The sequence below is a fragment of the Sphingobium jiangsuense genome, assembly GCF_014196495.1.
GTDB lineage: Bacteria > Pseudomonadota > Alphaproteobacteria > Sphingomonadales > Sphingomonadaceae > Sphingobium > Sphingobium jiangsuense.
In genome coordinates this window covers 157,206-173,976 of the sequence record NZ_JACIDT010000008.1, presented here as the reverse complement: position 1 = coordinate 173,976, position 16,771 = coordinate 157,206, and the positions used below count along the sequence as shown (strand labels likewise).

Annotated in this window: 11 protein-coding genes and 1 pseudogene; 3 read left to right on the top strand and 9 right to left on the bottom strand. The window is 65.1% G+C overall.

Annotation, left to right across the window (positions count from 1 at the left end; all coding sequences use genetic code 11):
* Positions 1-6: 6 nt before the first annotated feature.
* Positions 7-779, top strand: a pseudogene (locus GGR43_RS23550) (SDR family NAD(P)-dependent oxidoreductase).
* A 217-nt stretch (positions 780-996) separates the two neighbouring features.
* Here GGR43_RS23550 and GGR43_RS12745 read toward each other — a convergent pair.
* The 5 genes from GGR43_RS12745 to GGR43_RS12725 form a co-directional block, all read right to left on the bottom strand.
* A complete protein-coding gene (locus GGR43_RS12745; protein WP_188072348.1) occupies positions 997-2,316 on the bottom strand; it encodes an aromatic ring-hydroxylating oxygenase subunit alpha in 1,320 nt (439 codons plus the stop codon).
* 40 nt (positions 2,317-2,356) lie between these two features.
* A complete protein-coding gene (locus GGR43_RS12740) occupies positions 2,357-2,803 on the bottom strand; it encodes a nuclear transport factor 2 family protein (protein WP_188072347.1) in 447 nt (148 codons plus the stop codon).
* A 27-nt stretch (positions 2,804-2,830) separates the two neighbouring features.
* Positions 2,831-3,382 carry a VOC family protein gene (locus GGR43_RS12735; RefSeq protein ID WP_188072346.1) on the bottom strand — a complete coding sequence of 184 codons (552 nt, stop codon included), beginning with the start codon at positions 3,380-3,382 and terminating at the stop codon, positions 2,831-2,833.
* 18 nt (positions 3,383-3,400) lie between these two features.
* Complete coding sequence (locus tag GGR43_RS12730; RefSeq protein ID WP_188072345.1) at positions 3,401-4,150, bottom strand: SDR family oxidoreductase; 750 nt, start codon at positions 4,148-4,150, stop codon at positions 3,401-3,403.
* A gap of 74 nt (positions 4,151-4,224) precedes the next feature.
* Positions 4,225-6,516: a TonB-dependent receptor gene (locus GGR43_RS12725; protein ID WP_188072344.1), complete on the bottom strand. Its 2,292-nt coding sequence runs from the start codon at positions 6,514-6,516 to the stop codon at positions 4,225-4,227.
* 225 nt (positions 6,517-6,741) lie between these two features.
* Here GGR43_RS12725 and GGR43_RS12720 point away from each other — a divergent pair, with 225 nt between their 5' ends.
* Complete coding sequence (locus GGR43_RS12720) at positions 6,742-7,422, top strand: TetR/AcrR family transcriptional regulator (RefSeq protein ID WP_188072343.1); 681 nt, start codon at positions 6,742-6,744, stop codon at positions 7,420-7,422.
* Between the two features lie 168 nt (positions 7,423-7,590).
* Here the strand turns inward: GGR43_RS12720 and GGR43_RS12715 are convergent, their stop codons facing one another.
* The 3 genes from GGR43_RS12715 to GGR43_RS12705 all read right to left on the bottom strand — a co-directional run bounded on the left by GGR43_RS12715 (position 7,591) and on the right by GGR43_RS12705 (position 11,583).
* Positions 7,591-9,216, bottom strand: a complete 1,626-nt coding sequence (locus GGR43_RS12715) for a GMC family oxidoreductase (RefSeq protein ID WP_188072342.1) — start codon at positions 9,214-9,216, stop codon at positions 7,591-7,593.
* Positions 9,217-9,324: 108 nt separating this feature from the next.
* On the bottom strand, positions 9,325-10,485 hold the full coding sequence (locus GGR43_RS12710) for an acyl-CoA dehydrogenase family protein (protein ID WP_188072341.1): 1,161 nt from the start codon (positions 10,483-10,485) through the stop codon (positions 9,325-9,327).
* Between the two features lie 42 nt (positions 10,486-10,527).
* Positions 10,528-11,583 carry a phosphotransferase family protein gene (locus GGR43_RS12705; protein ID WP_284276727.1) on the bottom strand — a complete coding sequence of 352 codons (1,056 nt, stop codon included), beginning with the start codon at positions 11,581-11,583 and terminating at the stop codon, positions 10,528-10,530.
* Between the two features lie 258 nt (positions 11,584-11,841).
* Between GGR43_RS12705 and GGR43_RS12700 the strand changes: the two genes are divergently transcribed.
* The gene (locus GGR43_RS12700; protein ID WP_188072340.1) at positions 11,842-14,133 is read left to right on the top strand and encodes a TonB-dependent receptor; all 2,292 of its coding nucleotides are present in this window, start codon (positions 11,842-11,844) and stop codon (positions 14,131-14,133) included.
* Between the two features lie 222 nt (positions 14,134-14,355).
* Here the strand turns inward: GGR43_RS12700 and GGR43_RS12695 are convergent, their stop codons facing one another.
* Positions 14,356-16,722 (bottom strand): arylsulfatase, encoded by a 2,367-nt coding sequence (locus GGR43_RS12695; protein WP_188072339.1) that lies wholly within the window; start codon positions 16,720-16,722, stop codon positions 14,356-14,358.
* Positions 16,723-16,771 lie beyond the last annotated feature (49 nt).

Sequence of the window (16,771 nt, the reverse complement as noted above, 5' to 3'; positions counted from 1 at the left end):
CGCCCGATGACGACAGGCCGCCTGTATGGCAAACGCGTCCTCATCACCGGCGCGGCCAGCGGCATCGGGCTGGCTTGCGCGCGGCAGATGGCGCGCGAGGGCGCACAGATCCTGCTGACGGACATTACTATCGAGGCGGGAGAGGCGGCTGCGCGCGCCATCGGGCCATCCGCCCGGTTCCGGCATCTTGACGTGTCCGAGGAACAGGACTGGGAGCGCGCCGCCGATACCGTCCCGCGCCTTCTCGGCGGGCTGGATATCCTCGTCAACAATGCGGGCATGGGCATTGGCGGGGATATCACCCGACTGGCCCTCAAGGACTGGCGCCGTCAGCAGGCGGTCATACTGGATGGCGCCTTTCTGGCGTGAAACATATGCTGCCCCTCATCAGGCGGGGCGATGGCCGGGGCGCGATCATCAACATCGCCTCGGTAACGGGGATTCGCGGATCGGGCGTGTTCGTCTCCTATTCCGCCAGCAAGAGCGGCCTGATCGGTTTCACCCGTGCGCTGGCTCGCCAATGCGCGGCGGCGAATGACGGCGTGCGGGTCAACGCCATTGCGCCGGGCATTATCGACACCCCCATATTCGCCCGTCTGGAAGGCGTGGCGGGAACATCGTCGCAGGATGCTTCGGCGAGCGCGGCCGGGCTGGTCCCGCTTGGCCGTCCGGGCCGTCCCGAAGACATTGCCCATGCCGCCGTCTGTCTCGCCAGCGACGAGGCCGCCTATGTCACGGGCATCGTGCTGCCCGTCGATGGCGGCCTCCTGACGGGCTAAGAACCCGATATCAGATATGGGGGCTTCGGGACGTTGGGTCACAACCTCCGCAACTCATGGACAGAGTGGCATGACGGCGCCCCCCGCGCGATGCGCAACGGGGGAACCGTTCCCGCTTGGACTCTGTCCTGTTCAGATTGAACCGGACAGAGTCTGGCTATTCCTTGTTTGGCGCGTTTTCCGAGCCGTCAGATGTACCATCTGACTTGAAAACGCTCTAGCGCCGCCCTTCCAGATAATCGTTCAGCACCTCATGGAAGCGCCGCACGCGGGTTTCCTGCCCGGCGAGGTAGCAATCCTCGAACGCCATCGAGCGCAGGCCCCGCTGCTGCGTTTCGGCAAGGGAAAGATCCTGCGCGAGGAAATCGCCCTGCGCGATGGTCGTCTCATAATCGGTGAAGGTGCCGGTTTCATGCTCGGCCTCCTCATAGGGGCGCATGCCGTACAGCGTCGCCACCTGCGTCGCGCCCCTCACCCGCGGCACCAGATACCAATAGTCGAAGGTCGACCAGTTGGGATCTTCGGCGTCCGGCTCGGTGCGGAACACATGCAGCCCCTCGGCGGTGCCGGTCAGCGTCAGATTGGGGAAGCAGGTGTGGTGCATCTGGTCGGTCAGCTCATCGTCGGTGAACTTCGCGAAATAGTCGTATCCCCGCTCCGGCCCCAGCCGCCGCCGCGCCTGCTGGAGCGCGATGCGCGCCTCCTGCGCCCGGCCCTGATATTCGTCCGGATCGATATCCCATTCGCGCAGCACATCGGCCCAGAGCGGCTGCACCTCGTCCTTCAGCGGATAGCGGGAGGAAGGTTGCAGCTTCTCGATCATCCGGTTGTGGCCGGTCGGGTACATTTCGAACAGCGTGTTGCCGTAATGATCGTCGATCATCGGCATGAACTGCGGATGCACCGCCGGGATATGATAGGCCTCGTTGAAATTGTCGGAGGCGAATTTCCAGTTGGTCCTGACCCGCAGCGTCCGCCACACGACGCGCACATGGTTGTCGAGGTCGCGATTGGCGAGCAGCGTCGGGATGGGGTCGAGATACTCCATCAGCGGCTTCGCATTGCGGTCGAAGCTCCAGAAGATGAAGCCGCCCCATGTCTCGCACGGCAATTCCTTCAGGTGCAGCTTGCCGCACGGGTTGCCCTGCGGGAAATCCTCGGCGTCCTGCACCCATTTGAGCGAGCCGTCTATGCCCCACTTCCAGCCATGATAGGGGCAGGCGAAGCTGTCCGCGACGCCGCCCTCGCTCACGGTGACGAGCTGGTTGCCGCGATGCATGCAGACGTTGAAGAAGGCGCGGATGGAGCCGTCCTCCTGCTTCACCATCATCACCGATTCATGCAGGAAATTATGGACGATGAAGTCGCCCGGCTCCTCCAGCTGGGATGTGCGCCCGCCGACATGCCAGACGCGCTTCCACATATGCTGCCATTCGCGCTCGGCGAAATCCTTCGACCAGTAGCGCTCGCCGCTGATCCGGTCGCCGCGCGCCGCCGGAAGCCGGGCATCGGGGTGCGTGGGGTAAGTCGTGGCCATGATGCTGTCCTTCTTGAAACAGGATGACAGGCGGCGCGCGTCAGCGGTCGCCGTGAATTTCCTCCAGCGATCCGGGCATCGGCATGCCCGCGAATATATAATATCTGGCGCATTTCCACACGCCCCCGCGCTTCACGCAATCCATGCGGTAGCGGACATGGACCAGCACCTCGTTGCCCGCCTTCGACCGGCCCAGCCCCTGCACATAGGCGCGCATGACGGCGGTGTCGCCCGCATAGGATTCGACGCGGAAATTGCTGATATAATGGGTGTGGTGCGACATGTCGGCAAAGACGGAATCGTAGAATTTCCGGTATTCCGCCCGGCCCGACATCAGCGGCAGGCCAATATCGCTCAGATCCAGCACCGCGTCCTCGGTGAAGAGGTCGAGCAATTCCTCCACATCCGTCAGCTTGTCGACCGCATAGCAATAATCGGTCATCAGATCCTGTAGCGCGAGGCGCTCTTCCACAGGGATAGGGGTCATCGTCCGTCTCTCCAGTTCAAATCGGGTTTACGCAAAGCCGGGACGCACCGGATCGGTGACGCCGTCCCAGCCTTCCGCGGCGGCGGCGACGCGGGCGAAGATGTCGTCCTGCACCGGGTTCGCCTCGATGATCTCGACCATGCAGCCCAGCTTTTCGGCGGTATCGACATAGGCGAAGCGCATGTCGCCGAAGGTGCCGTCGATCGCCGCGACCAGGCCCTGATCGGTGAAATGGGCGAGCGCGGCGTCATAGTCGCTCACATAGATGGCGATATGGTGGAGGCCGTTGCGCCCCTTCGCTACCAGATCGCGATAGGCGGACGGGTTGTCGCAATGCTGCTGCGCCAGCTCGATCTGCACGCCGCCCGCCTGCGCCATCGCGATCGAGAAATGGGTCGAGGTCGGCGTGCCGCGATAGCGGACGGTGTCGATCTTGAGGTCGCGGAAGATCAGGAACGGGCCGATGCCCATCACCTGCGTCCAGTTCGCCATCGCGGCGTCGATATCGTCCACCACCCAGCAGACCTGCACGACGCGGCGCTGCTCGGACGGGATCGTGCGAAGATCGGGGGCGTTCATGCTGTCCTTCTCCCTCGCTCAGCCGATGGTTTCGCCATTGTCGATGACGATGTTGGTGCCGGTGATGTGCCGCCCGTCGTCGCTGGCGAGATAGAGCACCATATTGGCGATGTCCGCGGGCTGGCCCATGCCGTGATCGGCGTTCTGCTTCAGGCCCGGATCGTCGGCGTCCAGCTCCGCCACCGCCTGCGCGGTCATCGGCGTGACGATGCCGCCCGGCGCGATCGAGTTGACCCGGATGCGATAGCCCTGCTCGCGGCAGTGGATCGCGATCGATCGGGTCATCGCGATGATGCCGCCCTTGGCCGCCGCATAGGCGGGAATGGCGCTGATCCCCTTGATGCCGCCGATCGACGCCATGTTGACGATGGAGCCGGTGCCGTCATGCGGCATGTGCGGGATCGCATATTTGCACCCCAGGAAGGTGCTGTCGAGCATCACGTCGACCTGCAATTTATAGTCGGCATAGCTCATATCCTCGATGCTGCCGAAGCGGACCAGCCCCGCATTGTTGACGAGGATGTTGATCCGTCCGTGCAGCTCGACGGTGCAGGCGATGACCGCCTGCCAGTCCGCCTCGCTCGCGACATTATGGCGCAGGAAGGTGGCGCCGGGGATTTCGGCGGCGATCTTCCGCCCCAATTCCTCCTGAATGTCGGTCAGCACGACCTTCGCGCCCTCGCGCGCCAGCACGCGCGCATCCTCGGCGCCGAGGCCCGACGCCCCGCCGGTGATCAGCGCCACCCTGCCCTCAACCCGTCCCGTCATCCGCTCCTGCCTTCCTGTTTCATGAGGCGCGGCCCCGCCCCCGGCGTTGCAGACCGGGGGCGGGACCGCATGCATCAGAATTTGACCTTGCCCGAAATGCCATATTCGCGCGGCGGCGCATAAGCGGCGAGCCCCATATAGCCGGGCGAGTCATAGACCGACGCGATATAGCGCTTGTCGAGGATGTTCTTGCCCCAGAGCGTGATCTCGAACCGCTCGCCCGCCGGCAGGAAGGTCAGCGAGGTGTCGACCAGATAGGTCGGCTGGACGGTCGAGCGCGGCGTGTTCAGGATCGCGGTATAATATTTCTTCGCCGTGTAGCGCCAGCTGACGTCGAATATCGCGCGCGACCCGTCGCCCATTTCCATGTCGTAATTGGCGCCCAGCGACGTCGCCCATTTGGGCGCGTTCTGAAGCGGCTTGCCCTTCAGGTCGTGAATGGCCAGCGACACCGGGTCGAAATAGAAGAATTCCTTATATTTGGTGTCGAGATAGCCGAGCGAACCCCTGAGCGTCAGGCCGGTCGCCGGCATTGCGGTCAGTTCCAGCTCGAAGCCCTTGATTTCCGACTTGGCGGCGTTGAGGATGCGGTTGCCCTGCACCTGCGTATCCGGGTCGTAATAGATCTGCGCGACCTGCATATTGCGGTAATTGGTGTAGAAGGCTGCGAAATTGGCGCGCAGGCGCCGGTCGAACAGATCGAGCTTCATGCCGGCTTCGAAGGTGTCGACCTTTTCCGGGTTGAACGGCTCGTTGCCGTCCTCCAGCACGCCGATGCGCCCGGTGAAGCCGCCCGATTTGAAGCCGCGCGCCCAGCTGGCGTAGAGCAGCTTGTTGGTGTCGACCTGATAATCGAGGCCCAGCTTCCAGCCGACATTGTTCCAGCTGCGCTTGCCGCCGGTGTCGATCTGGTGGACGGTCGCGGGGTCGTTGAGGCCGCCGTCCCAGCCCGGCGCGGTCAGCGCGGGCAGGTTCATCGCATTGTCGAGCGTGGCGCGTGCGTCGATCTTGTCATGGGTGTAGCGGATGCCCGCCTGGAAGGTCAGCTTGTCGGTCAGTCTGGTATAGCTCTGCGCGAAGGCGGAGAAGGATTCGGTGTCCTGATCCTGCGTGTTGAACTGGGCAAGACCGGGCAGTGCGAAGTCGAGATGATACATCTGATAGTGATCATAATGCGTCTTCATGTAGAAGCCGCCGAGGATCATGTTGAAGCGGTCGCCGATATCGATGTTCGTGCGCAGCTCCTGGCTGAACTGCCAGGCTTCGGTGCGGCGGCGGGTCGCGTTGTTGGTCTTCGACGTGCCGTCCTGATCGGTATATTCGAACAGCTTGAACTTCTTGTATCCGCTGATCGAGGTGATGTCGCCGAGCGGCGTATTCTTCGCCTCGACCGTCAGCACGGTGAAATAGGTGTCCATATCCGACTGGTCGGGCACTTCGTTATTGCCGGAATAATATTTCTTCGGCGCGACGCAGCGCTCGCCCGGCACCGCGCAGGGCGAGGCGTACATCGGCAGCACCGCGCCGTTCCAGAAGGTTCCGGCGGGCACATGATTGGCCTCGCCCGCCTGGCCGCCGTTGATGACGATCGGCGCGCCGTTGCGGGCGGCGACATATTCGCCCTGCAGGGTGATGCTGAGGTCCGGCGTGGGCGTCGCATGAAGAATGCCGCGCACGGCATCGATATTCTTGCTGCCCATGTCCTCGCCGTTCCAGATATTCGTGGTCCAGCCGTTGCGCTCGGTATGGATGCCCGCGACCTTCAGCGAGAGTTTGTCGGTGACGATCGGCATCTCGATCGAGCCGGACGCGTCGAACCGGCCCCAATTGCCGACATTGACCTTCGCATAGCCGCCGAATTCGCCGGTCGGCCGCGCGGTCGCGACATTGACCACGCCGCCGGTGGTGTTGGCGCCGAACAGCGTGCCCTGCGGCCCGCGCAGGATTTCGACGCGCTCCACGTCATACATGTCGAGCAGCGCGCCCATGCTGAAGAATTGCGGCACGCCGTCGACGACGATCGACACGGTGTTGCCCGCATAGGGATCGGGCTCGATCACGCCGATGCCGCGAATGGTGAACACCGCCGTATTGGGCGCGTTGGAGAAGTTTTCGATCTGGGCGTTGGGGACGGAGCCTTGCAGCGCCTGAAGCGTCGTCACCTGCATCGAACCGAGCGTCTGGGCGCTGACCGCCGACACCGCGATCGGCACGTCCTGAAGGTTCTGCGCCCTTTTCTGCGCGGTCACGACGATGTCCTGAATGCCGCCCGCAGGCGCATCGGCCGCTGCATCCTGCGCATGGGCCGGCAGGGCGGCCGCCATCGCGGCGGCGCTACAGAACGACAGGAAACGATATTTGTCCATATATACCCCTCTTCCGTTTATGGTTTTCGATCTTCTTTGAAATTCCAAAGACTTGCCTGTGCCGCGCCAGATCCTGACAATCCGCTCTGTTCCGACGGGCGCGCACTATAACGGGAAATCCTTCCTGTTTTTCTACGGAAGGCGGCCCGCGGGAAAAACTGACATTTTGCATAGGAGGCGCGGCGGCATTGACAGAAGGGCCCGATCCGCCCGAGATGCGGGGCGATGGACCAGATGAGAGAAAGGCTGCTGAACCGGATTCGCCCGGCCAGCATCGCGGCGGAGGATGCGGGCTGGCAGCAGCGCAAGAGCAGCCAGACCCGGCAGAAGCTGTTCGAGGCGGCGATCGATTGCCTGGTGGAAATCGGCTATTCGGGCCTGTCCATCCCGGCCATCTGCACCCGATCGGGCGTGTCGCGCGGCGCGCTGCACCATCATTTCGCGGAGAAGATCCAGCTCGTCGCGGCGCTGACCGAATATCTGTTCTACAAGCGGATGGGCCGCTTCATCACCGATTATTTCGACATCATGGACAAGGACAGCGATTTCGTTACCACGGCGACCCAGCTGCACTGGGAAAGCCTTCAGGATCGCGAATATACCGCCTATTTCGAGATCGCGATCGCCGCGCGGACGGACAAGGCGCTGGCGGAATTCTTCTTCCCCATCGCCAAGCGGTTCGACCAGATCTGGCTCAACGAGATGGTGCAGCATTTCCCGCAGTGGAAGAGCAATCTGGCAAAGCTGCAACTGGTCAGCGATTTCGCGATGTCCGCCCATATGGGCCTGCTGCTGAACCGCGACGCCTTTTCCGAAGAGCGCATGGAGCAGGTGCAGGCGCTGATCATCCGCACGGTGGATGCCGTCTATCAGGAGGTGCGGGGGACCGGAGAGGATGGGGCGTGAGGCCCCGTTTTGCGATCTAATCTGACACAATAGAACCGTTCGCCCCAGAGCTTGTCGACCCGCAGGGCGGGCGAAGCCCAACGGCTGTACTTCCTTCTTGCCTCTCAAAGAAAAGGACAGGGCTTCGACAGGCTCAGCCCGAACGGGGGGTGACAGTTCCCCAATCCCTCACCCCGCCAATACTATATCCGCCGCGCGCCAGCCCAGCGCCATGGCGGGTGCGTTGGTGTTGCCGGTGATCAGTCCCGGCATCGCCGAGCAATCGGCGACGCGCAGCCCGCCGACGCCCCGGACGCGCAGCGCCGGGTCGAGCACGCTCTCCCCTTCCCGACCCATGCGGCAGGTGCCGACGCCGTGCAGGCCGCTGGTCGACAGCTGGCGGAAATTATCGAGGATCGCCTCGTCGCTCTGCACCGCCGCGCCGGGCAGCAGCTCCTCGCCGATATCCTCCGCGATCGCCGGTTGCCGGACATAGTCGCGCATCGCCCGGATCGAGGCGATGGCGCCGCGCCGGTCCTCCTCCGTCGCCAGCCAGTTGGGGAGAATCGCGACGCCGTCCCCCGCCTCCGGCCCGCGCGCGTCGATGCTGCCCTCGCTGGTCTGGCGCAGCAGCGTGCCGGAAGCGGTCATGCCCGGCCGCTTGTCGATATTGCCGAGCGGCACCGGTTCGTTGCTGTCGCCCAGCGCGAACATATAGCCGCTGAGATACAGCTGGAAATCGGTGCGCGGCCCCTGCACGCCGGTGCTGAGGAAGGCGCCGACCTCGAACGGCCCGGTCGCCATCGGCCCGTCATGCCGCAGATAATAGCGCGCCACCGCCTTCAGCAGGCCGGGGCCGTAATAATGTTGGCCGATGCCGACATCGCGCTTCAGCCGGAACGGCATGGAGTAGGAGAGATGTTCCAGCATGTGCCGCCCGACATGCGGATTGTGATGCCGCACCGCGATGCCCGCCGCCTTCAGCGCCTCGCCGTCGCCGATGCCGGAGCGTTGCAGCAGCGCCGGGCTTTCCAGCGTCCCGGCGCAGACGATCACCTCGCCCGCACAGGCGATGCTGAGGCGGCCCAGCACCGCGCTGGTCAGATCGACGCCGGTCGCGCGTCCTTCGGACAGCAGGATGCGGTTCGCCATGGTATCGGTCAGCAGGTGGAAGTTGGACCGCGCGCGGGCGCGGCTCAGGAACACTTTCGCGCCGCTTTCCCGCCGCCCGTTGCGGATATTGTGGCAATAATAGCCGACCCGCCCGCCGACCACGCTGTTGAGGTCGTCGGTGCGGACGAGGCCCATCTGCTCGCCCGCCGCGATCAGCCGCTCGGCCAGCGGATAGCGCCAGGTCTCCGCCGTGATGTGCACCGGCCCGCCGGTGCCGCGCAGTTCACTGCCGCCCAGATCATGATCCTCCAGCGCGCGCCAGGCCGCGATCATCGCGTCGGCGCCCCAGCCGGTCGCGCCCGCCGCCTCCCAATCGGCATAATCCTGGGGTTCGCCCCGGCTCCAGATCATGCCGTTGATCGCGGAGGAGCCGCCCAGCCCCTTGCCCCGGATCCACACCTCTTTCGCCTCATTGCCGGGATGGCGCGGCTGGCTCACCACATAGGGCCAGATATAGCGCGGGTCGGACACCACCCTGGCGATACCCTTGGGCATGGAGATCAGCGCGCTGTTGTTCGGCCCGCCCGCCTCGACCAGCAGCACCTGATGCCGCCCGTCGGCGGAGAGGCGGTCGGCCAGCACGCAACCGGCCGAACCCGCCCCGATGATGATATAGTCGAACCGTTCCGGCAGCGCGGCCATGGCGTTCCTCTCCCCTTCCCTTTTCCGTTGTCGGGCGGGGATGTTCCGGCAGGACCGGCCATCTGCCTACTGGCAGTTACGCCAGTCCCCGACGTGCGCGCGGGTGGCTCACGCGTGCTTGTGGTCGCGCTTGATCTTCTTGGCGAGGCTCCATTTGTGCACTTCGGTCGGGCCGTCATAGATGCGGAAGGCACGTACCTCGCGGAAGATCTGCTCGACGATGGTGTCCTGCGTGACGCCGGTGCCGCCCATCACCTGCACGCATTTGTCGGCGATGCGCATCAGCGCCTCCGACACCGCGACCTTCGCCATCGAGCTTTCCACCGTGCCGAGAGAGCCGGTGTCGAGCACCGAGGCCGCCCAGTCGATCATCAGCTCGCATTGCCGGATGTCGATCATGTTCTCGGCCAGCATGAAGCCGACGCCCTCATGATCGACCAGCGGCTTGCCGAAGGCCATGCGCTTGCAGGCATAGGCCGACGCGATCTCCTGCGCGCGGATGCAGCCGCCCAGCCAGCGCATGCAGTGCGAGAGGCGCGCGGGGCTGAGGCGCACCTGCGCATATTTGAAGCCCTCGCCGCTCGCGCCGAGCATCTGGCTGGCGGGCACGCGCAAATTGTCGATGCGGACGACCGCATGGCCGCCGGGCATGGAGCTGTCGATGGTGTCGAGCACCCGCTCGATGCGGATCGCCGGATCGGGCAGGTCGACGAGGAACATGCAGGCGCCGTCGTCGCTCTTCGCCATGACGATGCCGACCTTCGCGCCTTCCGCGCCGGTGATGAACGCCTTGCGGCCGTTGATCACCCAGTGATTGCCGTCCTGCCGGCACACCGTCTTCATCATCGACGGGTCCGACCCCGCGCCGCCGTCCTCGGCCGGTTCGGTCATGAAGAAGGCGGAGCGCGCGCGCCCTTCGACCAGGGGCTTGAGGAACTGCGCCTTCTGCTCCTCGTTGGCGACATGGCCCAGCAGATACATATTGCCTTCGTCCGGGGCCATGGTGTTGCAGGCGAGCGGCCCCAGCGGGGAGAGGCCGGAGCGGATGAGCACGGTCGCCGTCTCGCGCTGGGTCAGGTGGCTGCCGTCGGGCAGGATATGCGGCGTCAGCACGCCCGCCGCCCGCGCCTTTTCGCGCATTTCCATCACCATCTCGTCGCTCGGTCCGTGAAAGCCGCAGCGCGGGTCCTTCTCATAGGGGATGACGGTTTCGCGGACGAAGGCTTCCACCTTGTCGGCAATCGCCTGCGCGCGGTCGGTGCTGAACATCGTATTTCCTCTCGATTGTGCGAAAAAGCGCGGGGGGCGGGGTCAGCCCTGCGCGGTGCGGCGGCCGATGGCGGCGAGTTCGGGCAGCGTGTCGACCAGCGACTGCGCCTCCGGCGAGGCCGCCGTGCCGCGCGCGATCCGCCCCTTGATGCCGTGGATGATCGCGGCGAAGCGGAACATGTTGAAGGCGAGGTAGAAGGACAGGTTCGCGATGCCGTCCCGCCCGGTGCGGCGGCAATAGGCGGCCACATAGTCCTCCTGCGGCGGGATGGAGAGCGCGGCGAGGTCCGCGCCCTTGAAGCCGCCGATGATGTGCGGGGGCAGATGGTACATCATCAGATGATAGGTGAAATCGGCGAGCGGATGGCCGAGCGTCGACAGCTCCCAGTCCAGCACCGCGAGGATGCGCGGCTCGGTCGGGTGCCAGATCATGTTGTCGGCGCGGAAATCGCCATGGACGATGCTGGTCTCGTCGCCTTCCGGTATATGCGCCTCCAGCCAGCCGGAGAGCCAGTCCATGTCGTCGAGCCGCCCGGCGTCGACATCCTCGCGATACTGGCGCGACCAGCGGGAAATCTGCCGCGCGAAATAATTGCCGGGCTTGCCGTAGTCGCCAAGGCCGATCGCCTGATAGTCCACGCCGTGCAATTGCGCGATCGCCGCGTTCATCGCGTCGAAATAGGCCGGGCGCTCCTGCGCCGTCAGCGCGGGCAGGGTCGAATCCCAGAAGATGCGCCCGTCCACCATGTCCATCACATAGAAGGGCGTGCCGATGACCCCGGCATCCTCGCACAGCCCATGGACCGGCGCGACCGGGAAGCCCGCCCGCCCCAGCGCGGAGAGCACGCGATATTCGCGCTCCACCGCATGCGCGCCCGGCAGCAGCTTGCCCGGCGGCTTGCGGCGCAGCACATAGGATCGGGCGGGCGTCACCAGCTTGTAGGTGGGGTTGGACTGGCCGCCCTTGAACTGCTCCACCTCGACCGGCCCTGTGAAACCCGGCACCTGCGCGCGCATCCATGCCTCCAGCGCGGCGACATCGAAGCCCTGCCCCGCCCGGACGGCTCCCGTCCCGCCGAAATTGCTCTGGCGATCCACGCCCCCGGTCCTCCACCTTTCCGATCCTGTACCTGCCGATCCATGCACGGCTCCTGTCCTCCTGTCGCCTGTGTTTTGTTTCAGGTAAAAGGAAAACAGCACGCGCCCGCCGCCAAGTATCGCGCCCTACCTCCTGAAAATCACAGTTCGCAATTCCCTTTGGATTTAGCATGAAAAGGGCTGCGATTAGTGCAGCCATACATAAGGCGGGGACCGGCCACGGGCCGAAAAACGCCAAACAAAGGGAGAGGTGAGGTTATGTCCAAGGCCATTGTCACGAGGCCGGTGCTGCTGGCACTGGGAAGCGCGCTGCTCTGGGCCGCGCCCGCCCATGCGCAGGAAGCCGCCGAGGAGCCGTCGATCGGCGTCGCCGACATCATCGTTTCCGCCCGTCGCCGCTCGGAACGGCTGCAGGACACCCCGGTCGCCGTCACCGCCATCTCCCCCTCGCAGCTGGAAGGCGCGGCGGCGCTGACCATCGGCGATCTTCAGGGCGCGTCGCCCAACGTCATCATCACCAGCGGCGGCACCGGCGCGGCGGCGGCCAATATCTCGATTCGCGGCATCGCCTTCGCCGATATCGAGAAATCCTTCGACCCGGCGGTCGGCGTCAATATCGACGGCGTCTATATCGGCACCTCCACCGGGCAGATGCTGGACTTTTTCGACATCGAATCGATCGAGGTGCTGCGCGGCCCGCAGGGCACGCTGTTCGGCCGCAACACCATCGCGGGCGTGATCAACGTGAAGCGCACCCGCCCGACCGGCGAATGGGGCGGCAAGTTCGAGGCCAGCATCGGCAATTACGACCAGATCAGCGCCAAGGGCGTGCTCAACGCGCCGATCGCGCCCGATCTGCTCGCCGCCAAGCTGTTCTACATGCACACCGACGGCAGCGGCTATTATCGCGACCTCACCCGCCCCGGCAAGCATCGCGGCGGCACCAATAACGAGAATTTCGGCGCCAGCCTGCTGTTCACCCCGTCGGCCAGCTTCGACGCGCTCGTCACCTTCGACCGGCAGGTGCAGGATTTCGACCCGGTGCTGGGCCCGCTGACTGCACCGAACGATTTCTTCGCCGCCTTTCTGCCGCCCGCGCTGGTCAACCAGGATGTGCGCGAGGGCGTCTATAATGTGATCGCGGGCCAGGATCTCTACGGCAAATACCGATCCTCCGGCATTACCGGAGAGATGAACTGGCGTCTCGACGGCGCGACGCTGACCTCCGTCACCGCCTATCGCGAGAGCAAGGACGACATTCTTCAGGATTATTCGACCGCGGGCCTCTACCTCGCCAATCGCGATCAGAAATATTGGCAGTTCAGCCAGGAACTGCGCGCGTCGGGCGACCTGTTCAGCGGCTTCGACTATGTGGTCGGCCTCTATTATTTCAAGAGCCGCTATCATCTCGACCAGTATACCGCCGTTTTCGGCGCCGCGCCGACCCATCAGGACACGACCGGCTGGTCGGAATCCTATGCCGGCTTCGTCGATTTCAACTGGGAGATTTTCGACAAGGTGCGCCTGTCGGGCGGCGGGCGCTGGACGCATGACGAAAAGCAGCTGGCGACCGCCTTCACCGATCCGGGCAACAGCGCCGCCAACTTCACCGGCGCGCGCAACAGCAAGACGTGGAAGAAGTTCACGCCCAAGATCGGCGTCGACTATCGCCCCGGCAGCGACCTGATGGTCTATGCCAGCTGGTCGCGCGGCTATCGCTCCGGCGGGTTCAACGGACGCGGGCTGACGCCCTATTCCTCCGCCCTGCCCTATGACCCGGAAACGGTCGATGCCTATGAAGTCGGCTTCAAGAGCGAATTCCTCGACCGCCGGGCGAGCTTCAACGTCGCCGCCTTCTATTCGGACTATAGCGACATCCAGCAGACCAGCACCGTCTCCGTGCCGGGCGTCGCGCTGCCGCAGACGGTGGTGATCAACGCGGCCGCGGCGAAGATCAAGGGGCTGGAGGCCGACCTGACGCTGCGCCTTGTCGAAGGGCTGACGCTGCGCGGGTCGATGGGCTATACCAACAGCAAGTTCAAGGGCTTCCTCGTCGCCCAGCCGGTTACGACCACCACCGGCGCGATCACGCGCACCTTCGATTTCTCGGGTGTCGACATGATCTACGCGCCGAAGATCACCGCGTCGGTCAACGCCGAATATGCCGCGCCGCTCAATATGGGCCGCTTCGACGGCACGCTGAAGTTCAATGTCGGCTATCGCTATCTCTCGCCCTACGACCAGCAGGTGTCGGCGGACCCGGCGATCTACCCGACCGCGATCACCGCGCCCGCGGGTGCCGTCGTCACCGTGCCGCGCAACGACCCGCGCCTGCGGTCCGACGCGCAGAACCTGATGGACGCCAGCGTCTCGCTGATCTTCAACATCAACGACCGGGCGAAATATCGCGTGACCGGCTTCGTGCGCAACCTGCTGGACGATCGGGGCACGCAGACGGCGTTCACCGCCTCGGCCTTCCCGGTCTACTGGGGCTTCGCCACCGCCCGCGAACCGCGCGTCTACGGCGTGCAGCTGGGCTTCGAATTCTGATGGAAGCGGCGGCGCCGGGGCGATGCTTCCGGCGCCGTGGCTTGGAAAATACCTTGCAAAAAGGCGAGGTGGGAAGAGGACGTCAAGCCCTCCCCTTCAGGGGAGGGGTTGGGGGTGGGGTCTATCCACAAAATCCAGCGTTTGTATCCAGCGGCGCCACCCCACCCCTCGGTCCCCTCCCCTGAAGGGGAGGGGAGGATAAGGATATGACCACCCCCCTTTTCATTTGATCGTCACCCGCACTTCCTTCAGCGTGCCGGTGAAGGCGCTGGCGGCGCTGGCATAATCCGGGCTGACCGGGGTGATCCGGTCGATGCCGATATCCAGCCCCTCGGTGTGCGACATCCAGCCCGCCACGGTCTGCGCGATGCGTCCTTGCGCGACCGCCTTGCCGTCGACGCGGAGCGTCAGCGTGCCGCCGGTGCGGAGCGCCTGCGCGTCGGCCTGGAACTCGGCGGACAGCAGATGCGCGCCCGGCGGCAGCGGCGTGTCCGCGGCGATGGAATATTGATCCGTCCCCACCGCATTATAATGGAACACCGGCCGCCCGTCCTTCAGATAGAAGCTGTAGCCGCCATAGCGCCCGCCCTGCGCGATCATCACGCCGCTCGCGCCGGGCGAGGACAGCGCGACATCGGCCTCGATCGTGAAGCTGCGCCCGATCGTGTGCGGCGCGGCATCCTCGTTGATCGTCCCGATCCCGGCCGGATAGACGAAATGCGTCCGCTCCCGTCCCAGCGAGGGCCGCCCTTCGGTGCCCTGGCTGTAATCGTGGATCGGCAGGATGTTGCTCCGCGCCGCCTCGGCCCAGAACAGATCCTGCATCTCCTTCAGCTTGGCCGGGTTGGACCTGGCGAGATCGCGCGCGGTGGCGAAATCCCTGTCGAGGTGGAACAGGCTCCATACCCGGTCCTCCGGTCCCATCGTCGCCTTGCGGTCCTCGCCCACGCCCACTTCCCATGCCGTGCGCTTGGGCAGCGTGCCGGCGACCCAGCCGTCCTTGTAGATGCCGAAATTCTCCATCATCTCGAACACCTGCTGGCGGCGCGCGGACGGCGCGTCGGGCCTGTCGAAGCTGTAGGTCAGGCTGATGCCGTCGATCGGCTGCTGCCTCACCCCGCCCAGCGTTTCCGGCGGCGTCACCCCGGCGGCTTCCAGCACCGTCGGCATGATGTCGCTGACATGCGCATATTGCGAGCGCAGCCCGCCCTTGTCGGTGATGCGCTTGGGCCAGGACAGCACCATGCCGTTGCGCACGCCGCCCGCCTGAGAGGCGACCTGCTTCCACCACGGGAAAGGCGCGTTCATCGCCCAGCCCCAGGCGGCGGGGAAATGATTGTAGAGCGCCGGGCCGCCGATCTCGTCGATGCGCCCCGCCAGTTCCGCGAAATTCTCCTTGCGGCCGGTGATGGCGGACTGCTCATAGGCGAGGCCGTCCAGCCCCCCTTCGGCGCTGGCGCCGTTGTCGCCCTCGATATAGATGATCAGCGTGTTGTCGAACTGGCCGCTCTGCCGGATCGCGTCGATCAGGCGGCCGGTCTGGTGATCGGAATAGGCGACCGTCGCCGCGAACGCCTCCATCAGCCGCGCATAGACCTTCTTCTGCTCCGCCGTCAGCGACGCCCATGCCGGAAGCGAGGCGGGGCGCGGCGTCAACTGGGCATCGGCCGGGATCACGCCCAGCCGCTTCTGCCGGGCGAAGCTTTCCTCGCGCAATTTGTCCCAGCCCTGATCGAACTTGCCGCGGAACCGCTCCAGCCACTCCTTCGGCGCATGATGCGGCGTGTGCGACAGGCCCGGCGCATAATAGATGAAGAAGGGCTTGTCCGGCGCGGCGGCCTTTTGCGTGCGCATCCAGTTGATCGCGCGGTCGGCCATGTCCTTTTCGAAGAAATAGCCGGGGTCGCCGTGCGGCGGCTCGACTGGCACGGTGTTCTCGACGATCGCGGGCGCCCACATCGACGTGTCGGCCGACAGGAAGCCGTAGAAATATTCGAAGCCCAGCCCGGTGGGCCAGCGGTCGAAGGGACCTGCGGGGCTCATTTCCCAGTCCGGGGTCAGGTGGCTCTTGCCGAACATCGCGGTGTTGTAGCCGTTTTCCTTGAGGATTCCGGCCATGGTGCCTGCGGATTTGGGGATGACCGTGGTATATCCGTCATAGCCGCTGGGCAGGTTGGTGACGTTGCCCATGTTCACATTATGCGGCATCCGCCCGGTCAGCAGCGACGCGCGGGTGGGCGAGCAGAGCGCGGTGGTGTTGAAGCGGTTGTAGCGCAGCCCCTGCTTCGACAGCGCGTCGAAGGTCGGCGTGGCGATCGGCCCGCCGAAGGTGCTGGTCGCGCCGAAGCCGACATCGTCGGTCAGGATCACGAGCACATTGGGTGCGCCCCTGGGCGCGGCCGGATTGGACGGCCAGACCGGCGCATGGGTTTCCGCGACGCTGCGGCCGACCTTTCCGGCGAGAGGATCGCTGCCCGCCCCCTGCGCAAGGGCGAGGGCGGGCGCGGCAAGCAGGCCGCACAGTGCGGTGAAGCCGGCCAGATAAGCCTTCAGGTCTTGCGCGCGCCTGGGCTGCGGGATGTGCGACATGTCGGGAACTCCGGAGAATCTGGGAAAAAACGGGCCGGACGGTCCCGAA